This window comes from Streptomyces sp. NBC_01142, from assembly GCF_026341125.1.
GTDB lineage: Bacteria > Actinomycetota > Actinomycetes > Streptomycetales > Streptomycetaceae > Streptomyces.
In genome coordinates this window covers 3706230-3723773 of sequence record NZ_JAPEOR010000001.1, presented here as the reverse complement: position 1 = coordinate 3723773, position 17544 = coordinate 3706230, and the positions used below count along the sequence as shown (strand labels likewise).

Annotated in this window: 16 protein-coding genes and 2 pseudogenes; 6 read left to right on the top strand and 12 right to left on the bottom strand. The window is 68.2% G+C overall.

Going from position 1 to position 17544, the window contains the following annotated elements; all coding sequences use genetic code 11:
* Nucleotides 1-172 precede the first annotated feature (172 nt).
* Nucleotides 173-1285 (bottom strand): ABC transporter substrate-binding protein, encoded by a 1113-nt coding sequence (locus tag OG883_RS16725; protein ID WP_266540843.1) that lies wholly within the window; start codon nt 1283-1285, stop codon nt 173-175.
* 518 nt (nt 1286-1803) lie between these two features.
* Nucleotides 1804-2295, bottom strand: a complete 492-nt coding sequence (locus OG883_RS16720) for a hypothetical protein (RefSeq protein WP_266540840.1) — start codon at nt 2293-2295, stop codon at nt 1804-1806.
* A 53-nt stretch (nt 2296-2348) separates the two neighbouring features.
* On the opposite strand from OG883_RS16720, the gene OG883_RS16715 reads away from it, so the two are divergent.
* Nucleotides 2349-2942 (top strand): Ku protein, encoded by a 594-nt coding sequence (locus OG883_RS16715; RefSeq protein WP_266540838.1) that lies wholly within the window; start codon nt 2349-2351, stop codon nt 2940-2942.
* Here the strand turns inward: OG883_RS16715 and OG883_RS16710 are convergent.
* Both OG883_RS16710 and OG883_RS16705 read right to left on the bottom strand, forming a co-directional pair.
* Nucleotides 2889-3023, bottom strand: a pseudogene (locus OG883_RS16710) (ParA family protein); the annotation flags it as partial. The gene OG883_RS16715 and the pseudogene OG883_RS16710 overlap by 54 nt on opposite strands.
* Nucleotides 3024-3182: 159 nt before the next feature.
* Nucleotides 3183-3782, bottom strand: coding sequence for a DUF1772 domain-containing protein (locus OG883_RS16705; RefSeq protein WP_266540835.1), 600 nt, complete (start codon nt 3780-3782; stop codon nt 3183-3185).
* 182 nt (nt 3783-3964) lie between these two features.
* On the opposite strand from OG883_RS16705, the gene OG883_RS16700 reads away from it, so the two are divergent.
* The 3 genes from OG883_RS16700 to OG883_RS16695 all read left to right on the top strand — a co-directional run bounded on the left by OG883_RS16700 (nt 3965) and on the right by OG883_RS16695 (nt 5944).
* Nucleotides 3965-4909, top strand: a complete 945-nt coding sequence (locus OG883_RS16700; RefSeq protein WP_266540832.1) for an AraC family transcriptional regulator — start codon at nt 3965-3967, stop codon at nt 4907-4909.
* 467 nt (nt 4910-5376) lie between these two features.
* Nucleotides 5377-5652 (top strand): transposase, encoded by a 276-nt coding sequence (locus OG883_RS47015; RefSeq protein WP_353963136.1) that lies wholly within the window; start codon nt 5377-5379, stop codon nt 5650-5652.
* Nucleotides 5653-5668: 16 nt separating this feature from the next.
* Nucleotides 5669-5944: a hypothetical protein gene (locus tag OG883_RS16695; protein ID WP_266540830.1), complete on the top strand. Its 276-nt coding sequence runs from the start codon at nt 5669-5671 to the stop codon at nt 5942-5944.
* On the opposite strand, the gene OG883_RS16690 is transcribed toward OG883_RS16695, so the two are convergent.
* Entirely contained in the window at nt 5941-7161 is a 1221-nt protein-coding gene (locus OG883_RS16690; RefSeq protein ID WP_266540827.1) for a cytochrome P450, read from the bottom strand. The genes OG883_RS16695 and OG883_RS16690 overlap by 4 nt on opposite strands.
* Before the next feature lie 105 nt (nt 7162-7266).
* Here OG883_RS16690 and OG883_RS16685 point away from each other — a divergent pair, with 105 nt between their 5' ends.
* On the top strand, nt 7267-8499 hold the full coding sequence (locus OG883_RS16685) for an FAD-dependent oxidoreductase (RefSeq protein WP_266540824.1): 1233 nt from the start codon (nt 7267-7269) through the stop codon (nt 8497-8499).
* A gap of 358 nt (nt 8500-8857) precedes the next feature.
* Here the strand turns inward: OG883_RS16685 and OG883_RS16680 are convergent, their stop codons facing one another.
* From OG883_RS16680 to OG883_RS16665, 4 genes and pseudogenes are all read right to left on the bottom strand, one after another.
* Nucleotides 8858-10249: a DUF1996 domain-containing protein gene (locus OG883_RS16680; protein WP_266540821.1), complete on the bottom strand. Its 1392-nt coding sequence runs from the start codon at nt 10247-10249 to the stop codon at nt 8858-8860.
* Between the two features lie 203 nt (nt 10250-10452).
* Nucleotides 10453-10596 (bottom strand): annotated as a pseudogene (locus tag OG883_RS16675) (transposase); the annotation flags it as partial.
* Nucleotides 10597-10683: 87 nt separating this feature from the next.
* The gene (locus tag OG883_RS16670; RefSeq protein ID WP_266541629.1) at nt 10684-11967 is read right to left on the bottom strand and encodes a phosphatase PAP2 family protein; all 1284 of its coding nucleotides are present in this window, start codon (nt 11965-11967) and stop codon (nt 10684-10686) included.
* 826 nt (nt 11968-12793) lie between these two features.
* Nucleotides 12794-12970 (bottom strand): hypothetical protein, encoded by a 177-nt coding sequence (locus OG883_RS16665; RefSeq protein ID WP_266540820.1) that lies wholly within the window; start codon nt 12968-12970, stop codon nt 12794-12796.
* 257 nt (nt 12971-13227) lie between these two features.
* Here OG883_RS16665 and OG883_RS16660 point away from each other — a divergent pair, with 257 nt between their 5' ends.
* Nucleotides 13228-14121, top strand: a complete 894-nt coding sequence (locus OG883_RS16660; protein WP_266540817.1) for an NAD(P)-dependent oxidoreductase — start codon at nt 13228-13230, stop codon at nt 14119-14121.
* A gap of 198 nt (nt 14122-14319) precedes the next feature.
* Here OG883_RS16660 and OG883_RS16655 read toward each other — a convergent pair whose 3' ends face one another.
* From OG883_RS16655 to OG883_RS16645, 3 genes are all read right to left on the bottom strand, one after another.
* Nucleotides 14320-14715 carry an HAD hydrolase-like protein gene (locus OG883_RS16655; RefSeq protein ID WP_266541626.1) on the bottom strand — a complete coding sequence of 132 codons (396 nt, stop codon included), beginning with the start codon at nt 14713-14715 and terminating at the stop codon, nt 14320-14322.
* Between the two features lie 599 nt (nt 14716-15314).
* Entirely contained in the window at nt 15315-16865 is a 1551-nt protein-coding gene (locus OG883_RS16650) for a serine/threonine-protein kinase (protein WP_266540814.1), read from the bottom strand.
* A 155-nt stretch (nt 16866-17020) separates the two neighbouring features.
* Nucleotides 17021-17218 (bottom strand): hypothetical protein, encoded by a 198-nt coding sequence (locus OG883_RS16645; RefSeq protein WP_266540811.1) that lies wholly within the window; start codon nt 17216-17218, stop codon nt 17021-17023.
* Nucleotides 17219-17544: the final 326 nt, after the last annotated feature.

Genomic DNA, 17544 nt, shown 5'->3' with positions numbered 1-17544 from the left:
CCAGTCCTGACAACCAACCTTCATGCCAAGACAGTTGCGGGACATCCCTTGGTGCCGGCTGCCGCGCGAGAGTCTCAGAATGCGGTCGGGCCCCGCCGCGAAGCTGAGAGCCCGTATTAAGTAGACAGCCTCAGGTTCGGACAGATCTGGGCAGTCGGACCTCCGTGCTCTCTCAGCTGGCGTGAAGGATCCGAAAGCGATCGGGTTCCGCCGGATCTCGATCAACGACTTGGATTGGCGTCCAAGCCCATTGCCAAACGCTGATGCCCGGCGTGCGGGAGAACTGGATCTGCCCGCGGGTGCCTTCGACTGCAACGCGCGGCCAGGGTTCGGCAGTGCGCGCCCGCTCCCCGCCGTGAGAACGCAGCACATCGGCGAGGACGGCGATGGTGTCGTAGCCCTCGAACGCGACGAAGGAGGGCGCTTCGGCTAGCCGCTCGCGGAGGGCCGTCTCGACTCGTGCACCGAGTGGGCTGAGGCGCTCGGGCAGGTAGCGCAAGAACGGGATCGCGGCGCTGTCGTCGCCCAGCAACGTCGCCCATTCGGCAAACTCCGGTTGCCCGGCCGGGGCACCAATCATGATCTCGGCGAGGCGCTGGTCGCGGCGGACAGACTTGACGATCGACACCGCCGGCTCCGGGTGGCCGACCAGAAGAAGGAGGGCTGCCGCGCGATTGTCGACGAGTTCGTCGCATACGGCCGTGGGGGCGAGCGCGCGCACGTCGAGTTCGATGACGGTGCCGCCGCGTGGAGCGAGGTAGTCCCGCAGAATGCGGGCACCAGATGCCCAGTAGACACTCGACTCGGCTGCTACGGCGATTCGACTGTAGCCCGCGCTGAGGAGGAAGTCTGCGTAGATCTGCCAGCCGTGGGACTGCGCCGGGGCGAGGCGCGCGACCCATTCCGTCGGCTGTTCGGTGAGCGCGTCGAGAACCGCTGACGAGCAGAGGAACGGCAGGCCGAGGGCGTCGGCCCTGGCGGCAGCGGCGCGAGCGACGACGCTGTGATACTCCCCCGCCAAGGCAGCCACGCCCAGGCGAGCCAATTCATCTACGGCCGCCGCGGCCCTCTGTGGATCAGCCGCGGTGTCTCGGACCACCAGCTCGAGTGGTCTTCCGACGATCCCGCCGGCGTCATTGACTTCGCGAACGGCCAGCTCGAGTCCAGCCAGCAAGTGTTGGCCTGCCTCTACCCAGCCAGGCCGAGTCAGCGGAACGAGAGCGCCGATCTGGACGGATGATCCGTCAGTCCGCTCCGCTCCATGTGGCGATGGTGGCGTATTCATGCGTTGGCGTCTCCCGTGTGACGATTCGGTTGCCGTATGCCCGGATCGCAGAGTGGCACGGCCCGGTAGTACGCGTTCATCTCATCTCGCCGTGGCGGGCGCACCTGGGTGACCATGCCGGACATTGCATCCACCACCATCGCCAACAGGCAACCGATTATTTGTTCGCCGAGCTGCCAGGCTTCGAGAATCCTTGTAGCCGGCGCGGTGTTCCTCGGCGACGGGGAGCCGGTCGATGGCATCGAACCATGGGTCTTCGCTGTGGCTGCGTCGGGCCGTCCATACGAGGAAGTCCCGCAACTCATAACGGGTGCTGGGGCCGGCGGCGAGCCACCGATCGACCTCGCGCTGGGTGGTGTCGAGCGTGGCGAGATGTTCGAGAAGGGCGACGGCGGCATTGATGCGGGTGTACGCCCACCGTGCGCGGCCGCGCGAGCAGCCCGCCGGGTGCGTGGCATCACCGACCAGCGGAGTGCGAGCAGGCCGAGGACGACCGGCCCGGTCGACGGACGCCGGAGTCAGTCCCCGCGCGGCCCCCGGAAGTCCACCGAGGTGACGAGGGCGTAGTCGAAGTAGATCGGGTCCCCCTCCTCGTCCATCGGGTACTCATAGCTGCTCTCGTTCGACAGGATCACCTTGAGGTCGGGAAGGGTGTCCACTCCGTCATCGTTCTGCTCGACCGCGCAGCCCCGTTCCTCAAGGCGCTCCAGCAGCTCGTCGCTGGGAGTTCGAAAGACGTCGAGCCCGTCGAGGACGACCGTCACATCCGCGTCCTCGATTCGGAACCGGTGCACATGGATGTCGGTCAGCGCGCCCTTGGTGAAGCCGAGAGTGAACTCCGTCCGGGACTCCCCGTGCTCGCAGGGCACCTGTCCAGGCGCGTCGCCGTAGTCCGGGTCGGACGGGGCGAAGGCGAGTTCGCGCGCGGCACCGACCGCCTCGTCGGCCGACATGCCGAGCCTGAGCGTGGCAACTCCCACCTCCGGCAGCAGCTCCAGAATCATCGCCATCCCTTCCAACCGTCCGTCCGATACGTACCGCCGCCTAATCTGCCGCATCCCCCGTGTGTACCTGTCCCGGGGGGCGGTACGCATCGCAGCGGACGCTGGAGCACAACGCCAAAACTGCGATCGCCCGGTACTCGCTCCGCGACCGCGAGCGGCGCGGGTTCCTGCGGGTGAAAGACGGCGTCCTCGTCCTCCACCAGCTGCTGGCCGCCGACGAGGTCCGCTCCCCCGCCGCCGTTGCTCCGCAGGAAGAGAGCGTGCCCGATGACGAGCTCCAGAGTGCGCTCGATCTGACCGCCACCCTCACCACCGACGACCTCAGTGGCCTCACCGACCACTACACCGAGGCCCTCGAGGAGGTCATCAGCGCCAAGCTCGAAGGCAAGCGACCTGCCCCGGCAGTGGAGGAGCAGGCACCGCGGGCGCCGGTGGTCGATCTCATGGCAGCGCTGAACGAGTCGGTGAAGGCAGCGCGCGCATCACGCGGGGAGACCGGCGAGCACGCCACCGTCCACGAGATGCCCAAGAAACGGTCAGCGACGAAGACGACCGCTCGGGCGAACGAAGAGGATGCTCCGAGCTGGTCCTCCTCGAGTTCACCAAATCTCCCTTGCGATCTGCCGCATGAGTTCCGCCTGATCACTGTGTGAGGCGTACGCCAACGAGGGCCGGCGCATCCGTACGGCTTCGCGTTGCTCCTTGAGGTCACCCACGATGGCGAGGACGCGGGGGGGGCTGGGATGTCGACCCGTTGGACCTGGCAACCGCTACGCCATAGGTCACCAGCAGGATCCGCCGCTTCGGCGCGTGGCATCGGGGTGTGGTGTGGCTCGAGAGCGGCTGTCGGGCGGTTGCGGGTGACCGCCCGACCACCAACATGAGGGTCTGTTTTATCGGTGGCGGGTGTCCCAACGTGGCTGGCCCGAACTGGTCGCTGGCCGCTCTGTCGGTCGGCCGGTGGCCTGGCCGAGTCCGCGATGGATCACGAGTGCCCAGGTGAGGCAGCCGAACCCGATCGTTGCCGCGACAGCCCGCACGGTGTTCCAGGCCGTCCACATCGTTTCATCGAGCTGGGCGCGTACCGCAGCGAGATCGGCGTTGCTGCCGGGCTCCGTGGCCGTCCGGATTTTCTCGTTGAGGGGCTCATGGACACCGAACGTGATCGCGTATACCACCAGGCAGCACACCAGTGCCGCCCCGGCCCACATCAGCACCGGCCGCTGCTCCACGCGGAGATGGAGAGCCACGGACAGCCCCGTGAACAGCAGCGTGCCCATGAACCCCACACCGAGGAACAGCGGGTTGGTGATCGCTGCGTCGAGCGCCCGGAAGGCCGCGACGAAGGTGCGGTCATCGACGTTACTCAGACCGGGCATGACCGTGTTCGACCAGTTCACGAAGAAGCCCGCCAACAGCCCGGTCGTCATCGTGGCCATGATCAGGACCACGGTCCTGAAGACGCTGTTCCCGCTGCGCTGCTGCCCGGTCATGACGACATCTCCTTCGGGGATTCCTCACGTCTCCAGAGGCCCGACACGGCGGACGGGCGGACGGAGGCTGCGAACTCGCCTGTGTTCGGTGTAGTGGTCATACGTTCAGAAAAGCAGGATGTGGCGAGACCATCCATGATTGAAAGCCGCACATCCATGTGAATTCGTCTACCGTGAGGTTCATGGATCCGCTGACCGCCCTGCTGGACGCCCCACGCGCACAGGGCGCCTTCCTGCTCCGGGTGACGATGACACCGCCCTGGGCCGTGCGGGTGCAGGACGAGGCACCACTGTCCGTGGTAGCGATGACAGCCGGATCGGCCTGCTACATACCCGACACAGGCGACCCGGTGCAGTTGTGCGCGGGTGACCTGCTGCTGATCGCCCGACCCGACCCGTACCTGTTCGCCGACGCGATGGCCCGCCCACCGCAGGCCGTAATCCACCCCGGCGGCCGGTGCGAGACACCGGCCGGCGCGAACCTGGAGCTTCCCACTCATCGGGGGGTACGCACCTGGGGGAACGCCGCGAGGGGCCGCGACGCCATGCTCGTCGGTACCTACCAGAGTGTCAGCGAGATCGGTTCCCGACTCCTCGGAGCGCTACCGCCGGCCTTGCTGATGCGGGCCGCCGACCACCGCCCCGGACTCATCGACGTCCTTGCTGAGGAGATCCACGGCGAGGGAATCGGTCAGGCCAGCCTGCTGGACCGGCTGCTGGACGGCCTCACGGTCACCGCGATACGCCATTGGGCCAACTCCCCGGACGCTGACCCGCCCGGATGGCTCCGCGCCGGCACAGACCCGATCGTCGGCGCCGCACTGGACCTGATGCACGACCAGACCGCCCAACCCTGGACCGTCGCATCCCTGGCCAAGCAAGTCGGGATGTCCCGCGCCGGTTTCTCCCGCAGGTTCGTAGCCTCCGTAGGCGAAACGCCCATGGCCTACCTCACCTCCTGGCGCCTGGCCCTCGCCGCCGACCAACTGCGACAAGACAACGTGCCAATCTTCCGCGTGGCCGCCCAGGTCGGCTACACCAGCCCGTTCACCTTCAGCACCGCCTTCAAGCGTGACTACGGCGTCAGCCCGCTCACCTATCGACAGCAACGCGCGATACCCGCATAAGCCGCAACCCACAGACCAGGCACCAGGGACCCCCATGTCATCGTGCCGCCGTCGAGTACCGTGCCCCGCCCACCACGGGCAAGACCCGGGGCCTGGCCAACAGGCTCGCCATCCGCCGACTGGCACACTCTCACCGAGCACACCCAACACGAGACGTACCCCAAGCCATCGAGACGGCTCACCCCGACGTCGCCACGCTCCAGCCGCCGACGCACGCCCCGGCTCTCGCACAGAACAAGCCAACTCCCCGGACGTCACGCTGAACTGCGAGGAACCTCCTTCGCCGCTCGTAAACGGCGCCCCCACCACGGACCGCTGGCCACCGACACCGCCTCCTGCCCGCTGAACCGGCAGCTGAATCCGCCCCGGGAACGGAGCGATGACCCGGACCGCCGCCGGGCGGCCGGAGTGCCCGACTGGGGCGGACGCCAGGAGAAGTGGCGGGTCTGGCCCTTGGCCTGCTGGACATGCCCGCCGACTGGCAGCTGACCCCTCGGGTGGTGGTGGCCGACGCGAGATACGGCACGGGTACGCCCCTCCGCCTCATCCTGGAGGAGCGGGGACTGTCCTGTGTGGCGGCACTGACGGGGAGGTCGCCCACCCTGAGGCGGCCGAGCCGCACCAACCGGCCTATGGCCGGCTCGCGCCGCCCACATTGCCCGCTACCGCACCCCGCCGCAGTCCCTGCCCCGCCTCGCCACCGAAGCACCGGTCTCCCACTTCACCGAAGTCACCTGACGTGAAGGCAGCAAGGGGCCGATGACGTCACGGTTCGCGGTGCTGCGGGTGCGGCCGGCGGGCAAGCAGTCGCTGCGTACCGCCCAGGAAGCAGGCGGCGGTCACTACGAATGGGACGGTCCTGCCGGTCCGGACGGTGCTGGTGGAACGGCCCGCCGGCGAGCAGGCCCCGACCGGCTACTGGACCTCCAACCTGCCCGCCACCACACCGATGCTGGGCCGGAACCTGCACCACCTGCGGACGCCCCTACCCACCCCAAGAAGCAGACAGCCACCAACCTAACCAAGCACCTCTAGCCGCCGGGCGTGAACGTGACCGGCAGGTGCTCGGGACCTCGCAGTCCGCCGGGCCGCCACCGGAGCTCGCCCAGGGGTACAACCAGGGAGAGGCCGGGAAGGCGGCGCAGGGCGGCCCCGATGGCGATCTGGCCCTCAAGCCGGGCAAGCGGCGCCCCCAGGCAGTAGTGGATACCGTGCCCGAACGCAAGGTGGGCGTTGTCCCGCCGGGTGATGTCCAGGCGGTCGGGGTCGGCGAACCGCTCCGGGTCGCGGTCGGCGATGGCCGAGGCGACCAGCACGGTCGCACCGTTCGGGACGGTCACGCCGGCGATGGTGACGTCCTCGCGCGCGAACCGGGCGATGCCGGGGCTGACCGGTCCGTCGTAGCGGAGGAACTCCTCGATCGCTCCCGGCAACAGCTCCGGATCGGCCCGCAGCAGCGCCATCTGGTCGGGGTGGGCGAGCAGCGCGGCGATGCCGCCGCCGATCAGGTTTACCGTGGTGATGTATCCGGCGACCAGCAGCAGGAACGCCATGGCGATCAGCTCGTCCTCGTCCAGCTGCTGCTCCTCGTCCCGGGCGGTGATCAGCGCGCTGAGCAGGTCGTCCCCGGGCCGATCCCGTTTGGCCTCCAGCAGCTTCGTCAGGTACGAGCGCATCTCCTGCCATGCCGCGTTCACCACCGCCGGATCCGGCGGTTCGGCCCCCCGCATGATCATGTCGTCGGTCCACCGCTGGAACTCGTGCCGGTCCGCCACGGGCACCCCGAGCAGTTCACTGATCACCGTGACGGGGAGCGGCAGCGCGAAGTCCTCGACGAGGTCGGCGCGGCCGGCCGGCACGACCGCGTCGAGGAGCGCGTCGGTGATCTCCTGGATGCGGGGTCGCAGCTTGGCCACCCTGCGCGCGGTGAACGCCTTCGAGACCAGTCGGCGCAGGCGGGTGTGGTCGGGCGGGTCGGAGCGGAGCATGTTGCTCAGCATGGACTCGCGCTCCGTCTCGGGCAGCTGCCGCAGGAGACGGGTGTCCGACGCGTCGCGGACGTCGCTGCTCAGCCGCGCGTCGGAGAGGGCCGCGAGGCCGTCCTCGTGCCGCGTGACCAGCCAGGCTTCCAGGCCGCCTGCGATGACGGCGCGGCGTACGGGGCCGTCCTCGCGCAGCTGTCGGTAGAGCGGGAAGGGGTCCGCCACGAAGGCCGGGTCGGCGTAGGGCAGAAGGACCGGCTGCTGGCTCATGATGCCTCCCGGAGTACCTCGCGATCAGCGCGGCGAATTAGAGGGTATATGTCCCAGTAGTTCCAGTGTGGTAGATCCCGGGGTTTCACCGAAGGGAGGGGCGCGATGGAGCGGACCACGTGCTGTGTGGTGGGTGGCGGCCCCGCCGGAATGGTCCTCGGCCTGCTCCTGGCCCGAGCCGGCGTGGCGGTCACGGTCCTGGAGAAGCACGGCGACTTCCTGCGCGACTTCCGCGGCGACACCGTGCATCCGTCCACCCTGGCACTGCTGGACGAACTGGGCCTGGCCGAGCGGTTCGCGCGGCTGCCGCAGCGGCGGGTGACGACGGTCCAGCTGCCGCTCGGACCGGACCGTTCGCTGGTCACCGTCGGAGACATCGGCGCACTGCGGGGCCCGTACAACTATGTCGCGATGGTGCCGCAGTGGGACCTGCTGAACCTGCTGGTGGACGAGGCCGCGCGGGAGCCGTCCTTCTCCGTGCGGATGAACACCGAGGCGACCGCCTTCCTGCAGGAGCGCGGCCGGGTCACCGGGGTGCGCTACCGCACCTCCGACGGCCGCACCGGCGAACTGCGGGCCACCCTCACGGTGGCCTGCGACGGCCGGGGTTCGCTGGCCCGGTCGCTGCCCGAACTGGGGCTGCGGAGATTCACCTGCCCGATGGACGCCTGGTGGTTCCGGCTGCCGCGGCGCGACGGCGACCCGCACGGGCTGGTGGGAGGCGTCGGCGATCGGTTCTTCTGCGCCATGATCGACCGCGGGGACTACTGGCAGTGCGCCGGTCTGATCCCCAAGGGGACCGACGCCGAGCGCCGCGCCGCCGGACTGGAGCAGTTCATGGCCGAGTTCACGGCCGCCGTCCCGTGGCTGGCGGACCGGGTGGACTCGCTGCGGTCGTGGGACGACGTGAAGCTCCTCGACGTACGACTCGACCGCCTCCGGCGCTGGCACCGCCCGGGGGTGCTGTGCATCGGCGACGCGGCCCACGCGATGTCGCCGGTCTTCGGCATCGGCATCAACCTCGCCGTCGAGGACGCCGTGGCCGCCGCCCGTTATCTCGTCGAACCGCTGCGCCGGGGCGCGGTCGGGCTCCGGGACGTACGCGCCGTCCAGCGCCGCCGCAGGCCGACCACGGTCGTGACGCAGGCGCTGCAACGGACCGCCCACGCGCGCGTCATCGAACCGGTGCTGGCGGGCCGCCCGCCGTTCGGGAACCCCAGGCGGGCGCAGCGGCTGACCGAGCTGCTCACCACCTCGCGGTGGCTGAACCGGGTGCCGGCGTACTTCCTCGCCTACGGCGCCGTCCGCGAGCGCCCGCCGACCGCGTCGCTGCGGTGAGCGGCGGCCAGAGCCTCCGGATCTTGCCGGGCTCGCGTGCCCTGGCACGCACTCCCCCAGAGCTTCGCCGGGGGTGCGCCCGGCTGCGTTGTCGCCAGTCAGGACCAGGTTGCGTCGCTCTACCAGATGACTACTCCGGCCCCAATCCGCTCAGCACGCATAGCCGCATCCTCGACATTCGCCAAACGCTCCGAGATCTGCCAGACGTACTCCGCGTGCGACCCCACCGGATCCTCCGGCAGCGCAGTTACGGTGCGGCGTAGGCGAGCGTCCGGTGAATGGCCGGGGTGCGACGCGGTCCGAGGTGCGGGTCGCCCGGCAGCGTGCTGCTCGCTGCCGGGCCTGGGTGTGGAAGCGGTCAGCCGCAGCGGCGGCCGGTGTTGATGCAGCTGACGGCCTGTTTCATCAGCGCGTCCGGCATGGCGTTGATGAAGTCACCGTGGTCGGTGACGGGCTTGTGGAGCGACTCGGGGAAGCTGTCGATCGCGAAACCCGTGGAGCCGGCGAGGCCGTTGTAGGTGACGCGCTGCACCAGCTGCGGGATCGGCCGGAACCCGGCGGGGCACGTGCCCCGGGCGTCGGCGAAGGCGACGTGGGAGCGGTGGTTGGCGCTGTCGGTGTTCTTGCCGTCCCAGCAGCTCTGGAACTTGGACACCCGCATCAGCTTGCTGCCCTGCGGGCAGATCGGGTACTTGTCCTTCAGCTCGACGCGGTTCTCCAAGCCGGTGCAGGTGAAGCGGGCGTTCGCGTTGGCTCCGCCGTTCGCGTTGGCCTTGGCGTCGCCCGTGATGATGCGAAGGAACCGCGGCATGGCCGTCACCTTGGACCGGGGGTTGCCGACGAACTGCAATGAGACGGTCGCGGGGGTGAGGATCGCGCCGATGTTGCCCTCGGCGCCTCCGCCCTGTTTGTCGGCGTCCGACTCCTGGACGCCGCTGCGGTCCCGCAGCACAGGCCAGTAGTACGTCGATCGGTCGCCGTTGGTGCAGGTCGTCCGTGAGGCGGCCAGCGACTCGTTGGTGGTGAATCCGTCGACACCGACCGCGCCCACGTAGTCGTGGGTGTGGTGGGCGCCGTTGGCCACCCCGGGAGCCACGATGACATTGTCGGAGTTGAATAGCCCCTGGGCGTTCACACCGCACCTGGACCGGAATGTGCCCGTCGAGGCGGAACGGCCGGCCCGCGCCTTCTGGACGTTCGGCGGGACGGTGGTGATGTCAACGAAGTCCTCGGGCGACGGCCCGCCCGCGGGTGGCTGCCCGGCCCCCGGCGCGCCGGCAGGGGGCTGTCCCGCCCCCTGCTGCTGGCCGCCCTGAGCCTTCACCTCGGCAGTTTTCCCGTCCTGGACGGTGCAGAGCGAGAGGCTCTGCAGGTTCTGCGGACGCGCGCTTCCGCCCCGCTCGACGGCGATCTCGATCCGCTCCAGAGCGGCCGAGCGTTTGGACCACAGCCGTCCGAGGACGGAACGGGACGACACGCCCTTGCCGGAGGCCAGCCGGGCGTCGGCCGCCACGATGTCCTGCCGCATGAGGCTCAGGTCCCGACGCACCTCGGCACGAGCCCCCGCGGAAACGTCCGGCAGCCGCTCCTCCACCGACGGACAGGCGACCGCTGCGGCCGTCTGTCCGCCGGGGCTGCTGGCATTGGCCCCGGCGTTGACGACCGCCAGGCCGCCGCCTCCCAGCACCAGACCGGCCACTGCGAGGAGCGCCTTTCGCCTGGTGCGGTTCATCTTGTGCCGCTGATTCATGGAGTGTGCTCGCTTTCTGCTGAATCCGACCGCACGTCCGGATCAAGTCCCTGACGGCGGGCCCTCGTTGGCGGCACACTCTGGCAGCACATCAGTCCCGTCCACCCCGTGAGTCCTAGGGGTGTCACAGTCTCGTAAGACCTGGGGGCGTGTACTCCGGATCTTGCCGGGGCCCGCGAACGACAGCTGATGCCGGGAAAGCACGACCCGAGCTCGTCGGGCAGATCCCTCCAGGGCGAGCAGGTGCGGTACTTCCACGCGACGGTCTCAAGGGTCCTGCGGTGGTCGGCCCACCGTCGTCCGCGGACCGGATCGGCCGGCATCAGCGGCTCGATCCGGTCCCACATCGCATCAGTGATCACTAACCGGTCAGAACCAACCACACTGCCGGCCCACCCGGGAGGCGCTCAGCCCACGACCCGCTACAACATGACTCAAACCAGTTCGGGCTGCGGTTCGCGTCGCGGTTCCGGCAGATGCGCCGACGCGGCCTTCCGATCCCACAGCGTGGTGGTCCGTACGTAGCCGTAGAGCACTGAGGTCATCGCCAGAATGAGCAGCGGACCGAACACCCACGGATATTCGGCCATCTCCATCGACAGATAGCGATACGACGCCAAGAGCGCAGCGAAGACCGCGGCGCCGTAGACGACCAGCTGGATTCCCGGCCGGTCCCACCCGCGGTCGAGGGAGCGCAACGCCGTCTCGATCGTGAGCGTGAACACCACACCGGCAACGATGTCCGCGCCGTAGTGGTAGCCGAACCCCAGCGTTGCGCCGAGCGTGGCGATCAGCCAGAACGCGCCTGCGAATCGCAGAGCCCGCGGGCCCTTGCGGGAATGAATGAAGATCGCGGTAGCCCACGCCGTGTGCAGACTGGGCATGCAATTGCGCGGGGTGATCTCGTCGAAGGGCATCGGGTGCGGGGTAGTGACCGGCGGCGGTGTGTCCGGCCACAGGTTGGTCACCGCCCAGTGCCCCCCGTCGGCACCGTAGGCAAAGACGGGTCCGACCACCGGGTAGATCATGTAGATGCCCGGGCCGAGCAGGCCGATGACCAGAAAGGTGCGCACCAGATGATGGCCCGGGAAGCTGCGCTCGGCCGCCACATTGCGCAGCTGGTACAGCGCGACGAGGACCGCGGCCACCCCCAGCTGAACGTAGACCCAGTCGAGAACGTGGGCGCCGAGCGGGCCGGTTGCCTCGACGATCCGGCCCACCAGCCACGACGGACTGCCCAACGCGTGATCGGCGGCTGCCACATACTGGTCGAGCACCATCGGACGGGTCTTCGACGTGATCAGCAGCCAGGTGTCGCCGGTCTTGCGGCCGGTCACCAGCAGCAGGCCCAGTCCGACGCCTTTCAGCAGCAGGACACGGTCCCGGCCGGTGCGGCGCGTGACAGCGATGACGGCATGGGCCAGGACCACCCACAACGCGCCGTTGCCGGCCATCATCTCGGCGTCGACAGCCCACCGCACGAGCCAGAAGACGACGTCGATGCCGATGGCGGCGCCGACCGCGACGAACCGCTGCCGCCAGGTGAGCACCACCATCATCAACGCCATACCGGCGTACAGCAGCGGCCCTGACTTGGGGGCGAGTATCACCTCTCGCACCTGGTTGGTCATCGGCCCCGGCACGCCGTACCGGCGCGCGGCGATCTCCAGTGCAATGAGGAATCCGAGGGCCACCACACTCACCGCGACCCACAGCATGACGCGTGGTTGACGCCATGCAGCCAACCGAAGGCTGCCGTCTATTCGCGAAGGCCCTCGCGTTATCCTAGATATCAATTTTTCAGCCCGTTTGTCATATTTCAACGTGATCGTTGTGAGCTCGAACATGTTAGCGGAGCGGATGAGTTTCGCTCATCACGGGTACGTCGAATACAGCGATCGGCTCCCCTTTGCCCGCGGCCACGGCGGACATGAAACGCCGCGCGGCCCCGGATTGGGGCGGCTCGGTGGACGGGAGGGCGGGTGCCGGGGCGGGCTTGACGGCGACAGTGGCGATGTCGAGAGCAGCGCGAGCGACGCCGACAGCGGATAGTCGCCAACGAGAGTGCTCAGACTGGCCAACTACGGGGTTCTGACTGCCGTTCCGACGTCCGCAGAACAGTCCCAGACTCCGGGCGTCGCCGGATAGCCACTGCTCCGGAGTGTCAGAGCGTGCTGAGATGCTGCTGTCGCCGAGTTCAGGCGGCCACCCGGGCAAACGCCTCTGCACGAAGCTGCGACTCCACGGCCGGCGGACGACCCTCTTGGGGCAGTTGGCCACTCGGCCCGTGCCGGCCCAGGCACCACGGATACTCGGAATCGACGAGTTCGCTTTTCCGGAGGGGCCGGACCTACGGCACCGTCCTCGTCGACATCGAGACTTCCAGGTCGGTGGACGTGTCGCCTGATCGGGGACTGGCACGGTCGCCGCCTGGCTCCAGAAGCACCCCGGCGCCGAGATCGTGTGCCGAGACCGCCTCATGGCATTCACCAAGGCCATCAGACAGGCCGTCCCCAACGCGCTGGAGGTGGCAGATCGCTGGCACTACTTCAGAAAAAAGGTGATCTTGCGGGGGCTGGGGATGTCGGCCCGGACCGGTTCGGCGATGCCTGCCCGGAGGGCGGCGAGACGTTTGCGGACAACCTGGCGGCTCCGGCCGGGGGCGGTCTGCTCCGGAATCCCGAGCGGAACAGTCAGTGCCTGGTGTGGCGGTTCACGCATCAGCCCCCGCCGCTCCCGGCCGAGGACCGCGAAGGCCAGGCGCACTCCCGCGTCGCCAGCAGCCGCTGTCCGAACTGCACGGGGTGCGTGCCTCGCAGGCAGAGCAGGCTCAGATGCCGTTTCCGATCCTCGACCGTCGCGAATCGCGGATGACCTTGACCTCAACTTCGGTTCAGGTTCTAGCGTGACGTTTCGCGCAGCACCAGTGGCGGCCCTGGATGGGCTGAACCACTGCAACCTGGGAGAGAGCGACTGTGATGAACACTGCCTCAGAACGAACCGATGCCCAGCCGGCCGTGACCGTGATCGGTCTGGGCGAGATGGGCTTCGCACTCGCCGGCGCCTTCCTGGATGGCAGGCACCCGACCACCGTGTGGAACCGTACGCCGGAGAAGGCCGACACCCTGGTCGCCAGGGGGGCTGAGCGGTCCGCAACTGTCCGCGACGCCGTTGCCGCCAGTCCTCTTGTGGTCGTCAGCGTGAAGGGCAACGCGACGGCTCGCGAGGTTCTGGAATCGTCGGGCGACGCGCTTTCCGGCCGCTCCGTGCTCAACCTCACGGATGGGACATCCGCAGAGGCCAGGGCCGTGGCCGAGTGGGTCAGGGACCAGGGCGCGCAGTATCTCCATGGGCAGATCATGACGATCGCTCCGGGCATCGGAGGAACGGAGACGGTGATTTTCTATGGCGGTTCCGACGCCGTGTTCAACCACTTTCATCCAACGCTCCAGCTCATCGGTGGCCGGGGAACGCTGATCTCGGCCGACGCCGGTGTACCGGCCCTGTACGGAATGGCCGTGCACGGCACCATGTGGGGCGCGCTCAACGGATTCCTGCACGCGGCCGCTCTGCTGTCCAGCGAGGGCATCGAGGTGAAGCGGTTCCTGGACGACGCCGGCCCGTCCGTTACCGCACTACTGGCGTCCTTCCCGGTGATCGCCGACGAGGTCGACCGTGGTGAGTACGCGACGCAGTACGGAGCGCTCCAGCACCACCGGCCCTCGGTCGAGGACCTGGTCCGCGAGAGCAGGGCGCGGAACATCGACGTCGAATTCCCCGGCTATACCCTCGGCCTCGTGAACAAGGCCGTGGGAGACGGCCATGCCAATGACAGCTACTCGCGTCTGATCGAGCACTTCAGGAAGCAGTGAGTACGGGTGGACGACGCTGTCTGCTGAACGAAGACGCGGCTGGTGCCAGTTGACGACACATGCGCGCCCACAGGACGCGGTTGCCGGAGGTTGAACGACAAGCTCAACGGGTGGCACCCACGTACTCGGGTCCTGGTCGGCCTGGCACCGGTTGCTGGCAAGCGGACACCGCGATCAGCGCGCGGGTGTCATCGAGTTTCAGATGCCCAGAATGTCCACCACACCAGCGAGGGACGTGACCTCGTAGGCGTGATAGAACGGCGCTGACGGCTCGTTTCCTCTGTTGAGATACACCGTGTCCCTCACGCCAAGGTCGGTTGCTGACTGCAGGTCGTAGCGTGGGCTGGACGACACGTGCATCGTCTCCTCGGGCCGGCAGCCCAGCTGTTCGTACATGAACTCGAATGCGCGCAGTCTTGGCTTGTAGGCCTGCGACATCTCCGCTGTGTACACCGCGTGGAACGATGCGCCGAGCTTCGCAACGTTCTGATCTGCGTGTCTGTCTGCCGCGTTGGAGATGATTGCGAGAGGGAAATGCTCAGCGAGCTTCGCGAGAGGCTCTGGGACGTCGGGGTGGGGCCCCCATTCTGGGATCGGCCGCGAAAATCTTGGCGGGATCGCTCGGCCGGAACTCGACTCCGGTGCTCTTGCAAGCCCGCTCGAAGGATCGAGAAATCACGTCATCGTAAGGTCGCCAATCGCCCATCGCTTCATCGAGCTGGTAGCAGCTGAACCGGTGGAGGAAAGTGTCCAGCCCCTCAGGCGGGGCTACGTCCTTGATCACCTCTCTGGCGGCGGATCCGATGGCGAAGTCAGTCAGGGTTCCGTACATGTCGAATGTGATGAACTTAGGATCAAGACCGCTCAACGGACTCTCCATGCAGAAGGTCACTATTTCATCAGCCGCTACGGCGTGCCGAAACAGCGTTGTTCATGGACCAACCGATCTGGCTGACCGGAGATTCCCGTTCCACCCGCGGGCAGATACGCCACCACACGATCCCGCTGAGGACCGTCCGGTCGTCCAGCCGCTTCCCGTCCCGCTCCGAACCGGGAGCAGCGAACGGACAAACTCCCACTCCACATCGGACAGTTCATGGCGACGTATCACTCGGCCGTGATCTCAGCCGCAAGATCACTTGACGGCAGGCCCCGGCTAGGACATGGCACCGCCTGGTCGGCGGGCGCGTCCGTCAGCGCCGGGTGAGGGTGGACGGCGCCCCGGCGGACTGGGCACCTTCGTCGCCCAGGCCCAGGGTGTCGTGGCCGGTCATCGTGACGACGTAGATATTGCCCTTGGGGCAGGAGACGGCGGCCGATTGGTCGGTGGGGTGGCTGGTGACCGCCTCGAAGACCATCGATGCCCTGCGTACCTCACGCAGTTGCAGGGCCTCGGTGCACCCCAGCTCACGGCCGGTCCCCACTTCGGTCACCTTGCTGACCTGCTTGCCGGCCAGCTCACCCCGCAGTGCCGGGTGGAGGGTCAGAGTGACGCCGAACCGGTCGGTCCGGGCCTGGGTGACGCCGTCGGCAGTTGGGGTGCCCGGGCCGGCGCGGACCCATGTACCGGCCCACGAAGCGGGAAGCGAAGCGACGGTGGGTGACGGCGAAGGTGTCTCGCCGGACGCGTCATTGCCGGAGAGATGCTGCACGACGAGCATGCCCGCCGCAGCGATCAGGGCCGCAGTAGCGGTCCCTGCGACCGCCCAGCCGGTACGGCCCGAACGCCACCGTCGCAGGAATCCGGCAGTCGGCGGATCGGCGGTCCCTGCGCCGTCAGAAGTCGGCCGATCTTCAGGCTTACGTGGCACAGCTGCCACAGGCAACGGTTGCCCTGCTGCGGAGACCAACGCGTGCGCCTCCTCCTCCCGCATGGCGAGATCCCTCTCCAGCGCCTCAGGCAGCAGCTGAGGCCAGGTACCGGTCCGGCCCCCCAGGCGTTCCAGCAGCGCGCCGACGGCGGCGACCGTAGGCCGCTTCCGGGGGTCTTTGGCCAGGCAGGACCGCAACAGCGAGACCAGGACCGCCGGAACGCCGTCGAGGTTCGGCTCCTCGTGCACGATGCGATAGAGCAACACCGCGGCCGAGACCTCCTCGTCCGGGTGGGAAAAGGGGCCCAGTCCCGTCGCCGCGTACACCAGCACCGCAGCGAGGGAAAAGACATCACCCGGCGCACCCGATCCCCCGGCACCCGCCTGCTCCGGCGCCAGGTAACCAGGAGAACCGATCACACCGCCGGTCCTCGTGTGACGCGAGTCCTCCATGGCGCGCGCGATGCCGAAGTCGATGAGCAAAGGACTACGGCGGCCCAACAGCACATTGGACGGCTTGACATCCCGGTGGGCCAGCCCCGCCCCGTGTACCGCCCCCAGCGCCCCGCACAGCTCGGCCGCCAGAGCCAGCACGGACCGCTCGGGCAGCCGGCCGTGCTGCACCCACTCCGCCAGGGACGGCGCGGCCACGTACTCCGTGGCGAGCCACTGCGGGCGCTGCCCCACCGGGCTGTAGTCCACTACCGCAGTGGTCCAAGGGGAGCGCACCCGGTCGCTGTTACGGATTTCACGCGCGAACCGCTGCTCGAACCCCGGCTCCCGTCCGAACTCGGCACGCACCGTCTTCAACGCCAGCGGACGCCCCGCCACAGTCCGGGACAGATACACCTGCCCCATGCCACCCTCACCGAGCCGCGCCAGCAGTGGATAACCACCAATAGCCCCCGGATCCGACACGTCCAGCAACTCCACGCCCCCGCCGCCCCCTCACACCTGCACACTGCCAACCAGGTTCAGCCACCGGACCAGCCCGACCGAGCGCCGCATCCGTAACATCCACACCAAGCATCACCTGCCACACCCACAACAGGCCACCCAGCCATAACTCCCGGCAGCCTGAGAACCCGTCACCGGTCGAGAGATGGACCGCTCAGCGCGGACGAGTACGTCATCAGAGCGGACAAGAAGACCTCCACCCAGGCCCGCTGCCACTGCCACCCCACCGTGACGCCGGGGCGGGCCCGCGCGATGCGCGTGAACCACACTACGGACACGGCGGCGCCCTGGCCCACCGGACCGCCTACGACGTCCCAGACAGCACCCATACGCAAATCTCTCCCGGATCCGCCGCCGCCACCACGATCGGACGATCGGCGATCCGGGCACAGCGACCGCTTCGACCCTGCCGTCATCCGGGTAGAACGAAGCCAGTTGTTCAACAGTCCCGTTGCATCTCTGCAGCCGAGGAGGGGTGCCCATCTCGCAGAACACGCATAACTCGTGAGGCGACACACCCGGCGCGGAGGAGGTAGAGCCAGCGATCGTGGGCGGCACCCATTTTTCGGTCACGATGAGCTCAGTCCGATAACTGACTACTTTCACATATGGAGGAACGGTATGGATTGTGGAGTTCACGCATAGGGATCGATGA

Excerpts from the sequence above, each read along its gene's own strand:
- OG883_RS16705 (WP_266540835.1), bottom strand. The coding sequence starts at position 3,782 with ATGACCGGGCAGCAGCGCAGCGGGAACAGCGTCTTCAGGACCGTGGTC.
- OG883_RS16700 (WP_266540832.1), top strand. The coding sequence starts at position 3,965 with ATGGATCCGCTGACCGCCCTGCTGGACGCCCCACGCGCACAGGGCGCC.
- OG883_RS47015 (WP_353963136.1), top strand. The coding sequence starts at position 5,377 with ATGCCCGCCGACTGGCAGCTGACCCCTCGGGTGGTGGTGGCCGACGCG.
- OG883_RS16695 (WP_266540830.1), top strand. The coding sequence starts at position 5,669 with ATGACGTCACGGTTCGCGGTGCTGCGGGTGCGGCCGGCGGGCAAGCAG.
- OG883_RS16720 (WP_266540840.1), bottom strand. The coding sequence starts at position 2,295 with ATGGCGATGATTCTGGAGCTGCTGCCGGAGGTGGGAGTTGCCACGCTC.
- OG883_RS16665 (WP_266540820.1), bottom strand. The coding sequence starts at position 12,970 with ATGCGTGAACCGCCACACCAGGCACTGACTGTTCCGCTCGGGATTCCG.
- OG883_RS16725 (WP_266540843.1), bottom strand. The coding sequence starts at position 1,285 with ATGAATACGCCACCATCGCCACATGGAGCGGAGCGGACTGACGGATCA.
- OG883_RS16685 (WP_266540824.1), top strand. The coding sequence starts at position 7,267 with ATGGAGCGGACCACGTGCTGTGTGGTGGGTGGCGGCCCCGCCGGAATG.
- OG883_RS16660 (WP_266540817.1), top strand. The coding sequence starts at position 13,228 with ATGAACACTGCCTCAGAACGAACCGATGCCCAGCCGGCCGTGACCGTG.
- OG883_RS16690 (WP_266540827.1), bottom strand. The coding sequence starts at position 7,161 with ATGAGCCAGCAGCCGGTCCTTCTGCCCTACGCCGACCCGGCCTTCGTG.
- OG883_RS16680 (WP_266540821.1), bottom strand. The coding sequence starts at position 10,249 with ATGAATCAGCGGCACAAGATGAACCGCACCAGGCGAAAGGCGCTCCTC.
- OG883_RS16645 (WP_266540811.1), bottom strand. The coding sequence starts at position 17,218 with ATGGGTGCTGTCTGGGACGTCGTAGGCGGTCCGGTGGGCCAGGGCGCC.
- OG883_RS16670 (WP_266541629.1), bottom strand. The coding sequence starts at position 11,967 with ATGCTGTGGGTCGCGGTGAGTGTGGTGGCCCTCGGATTCCTCATTGCA.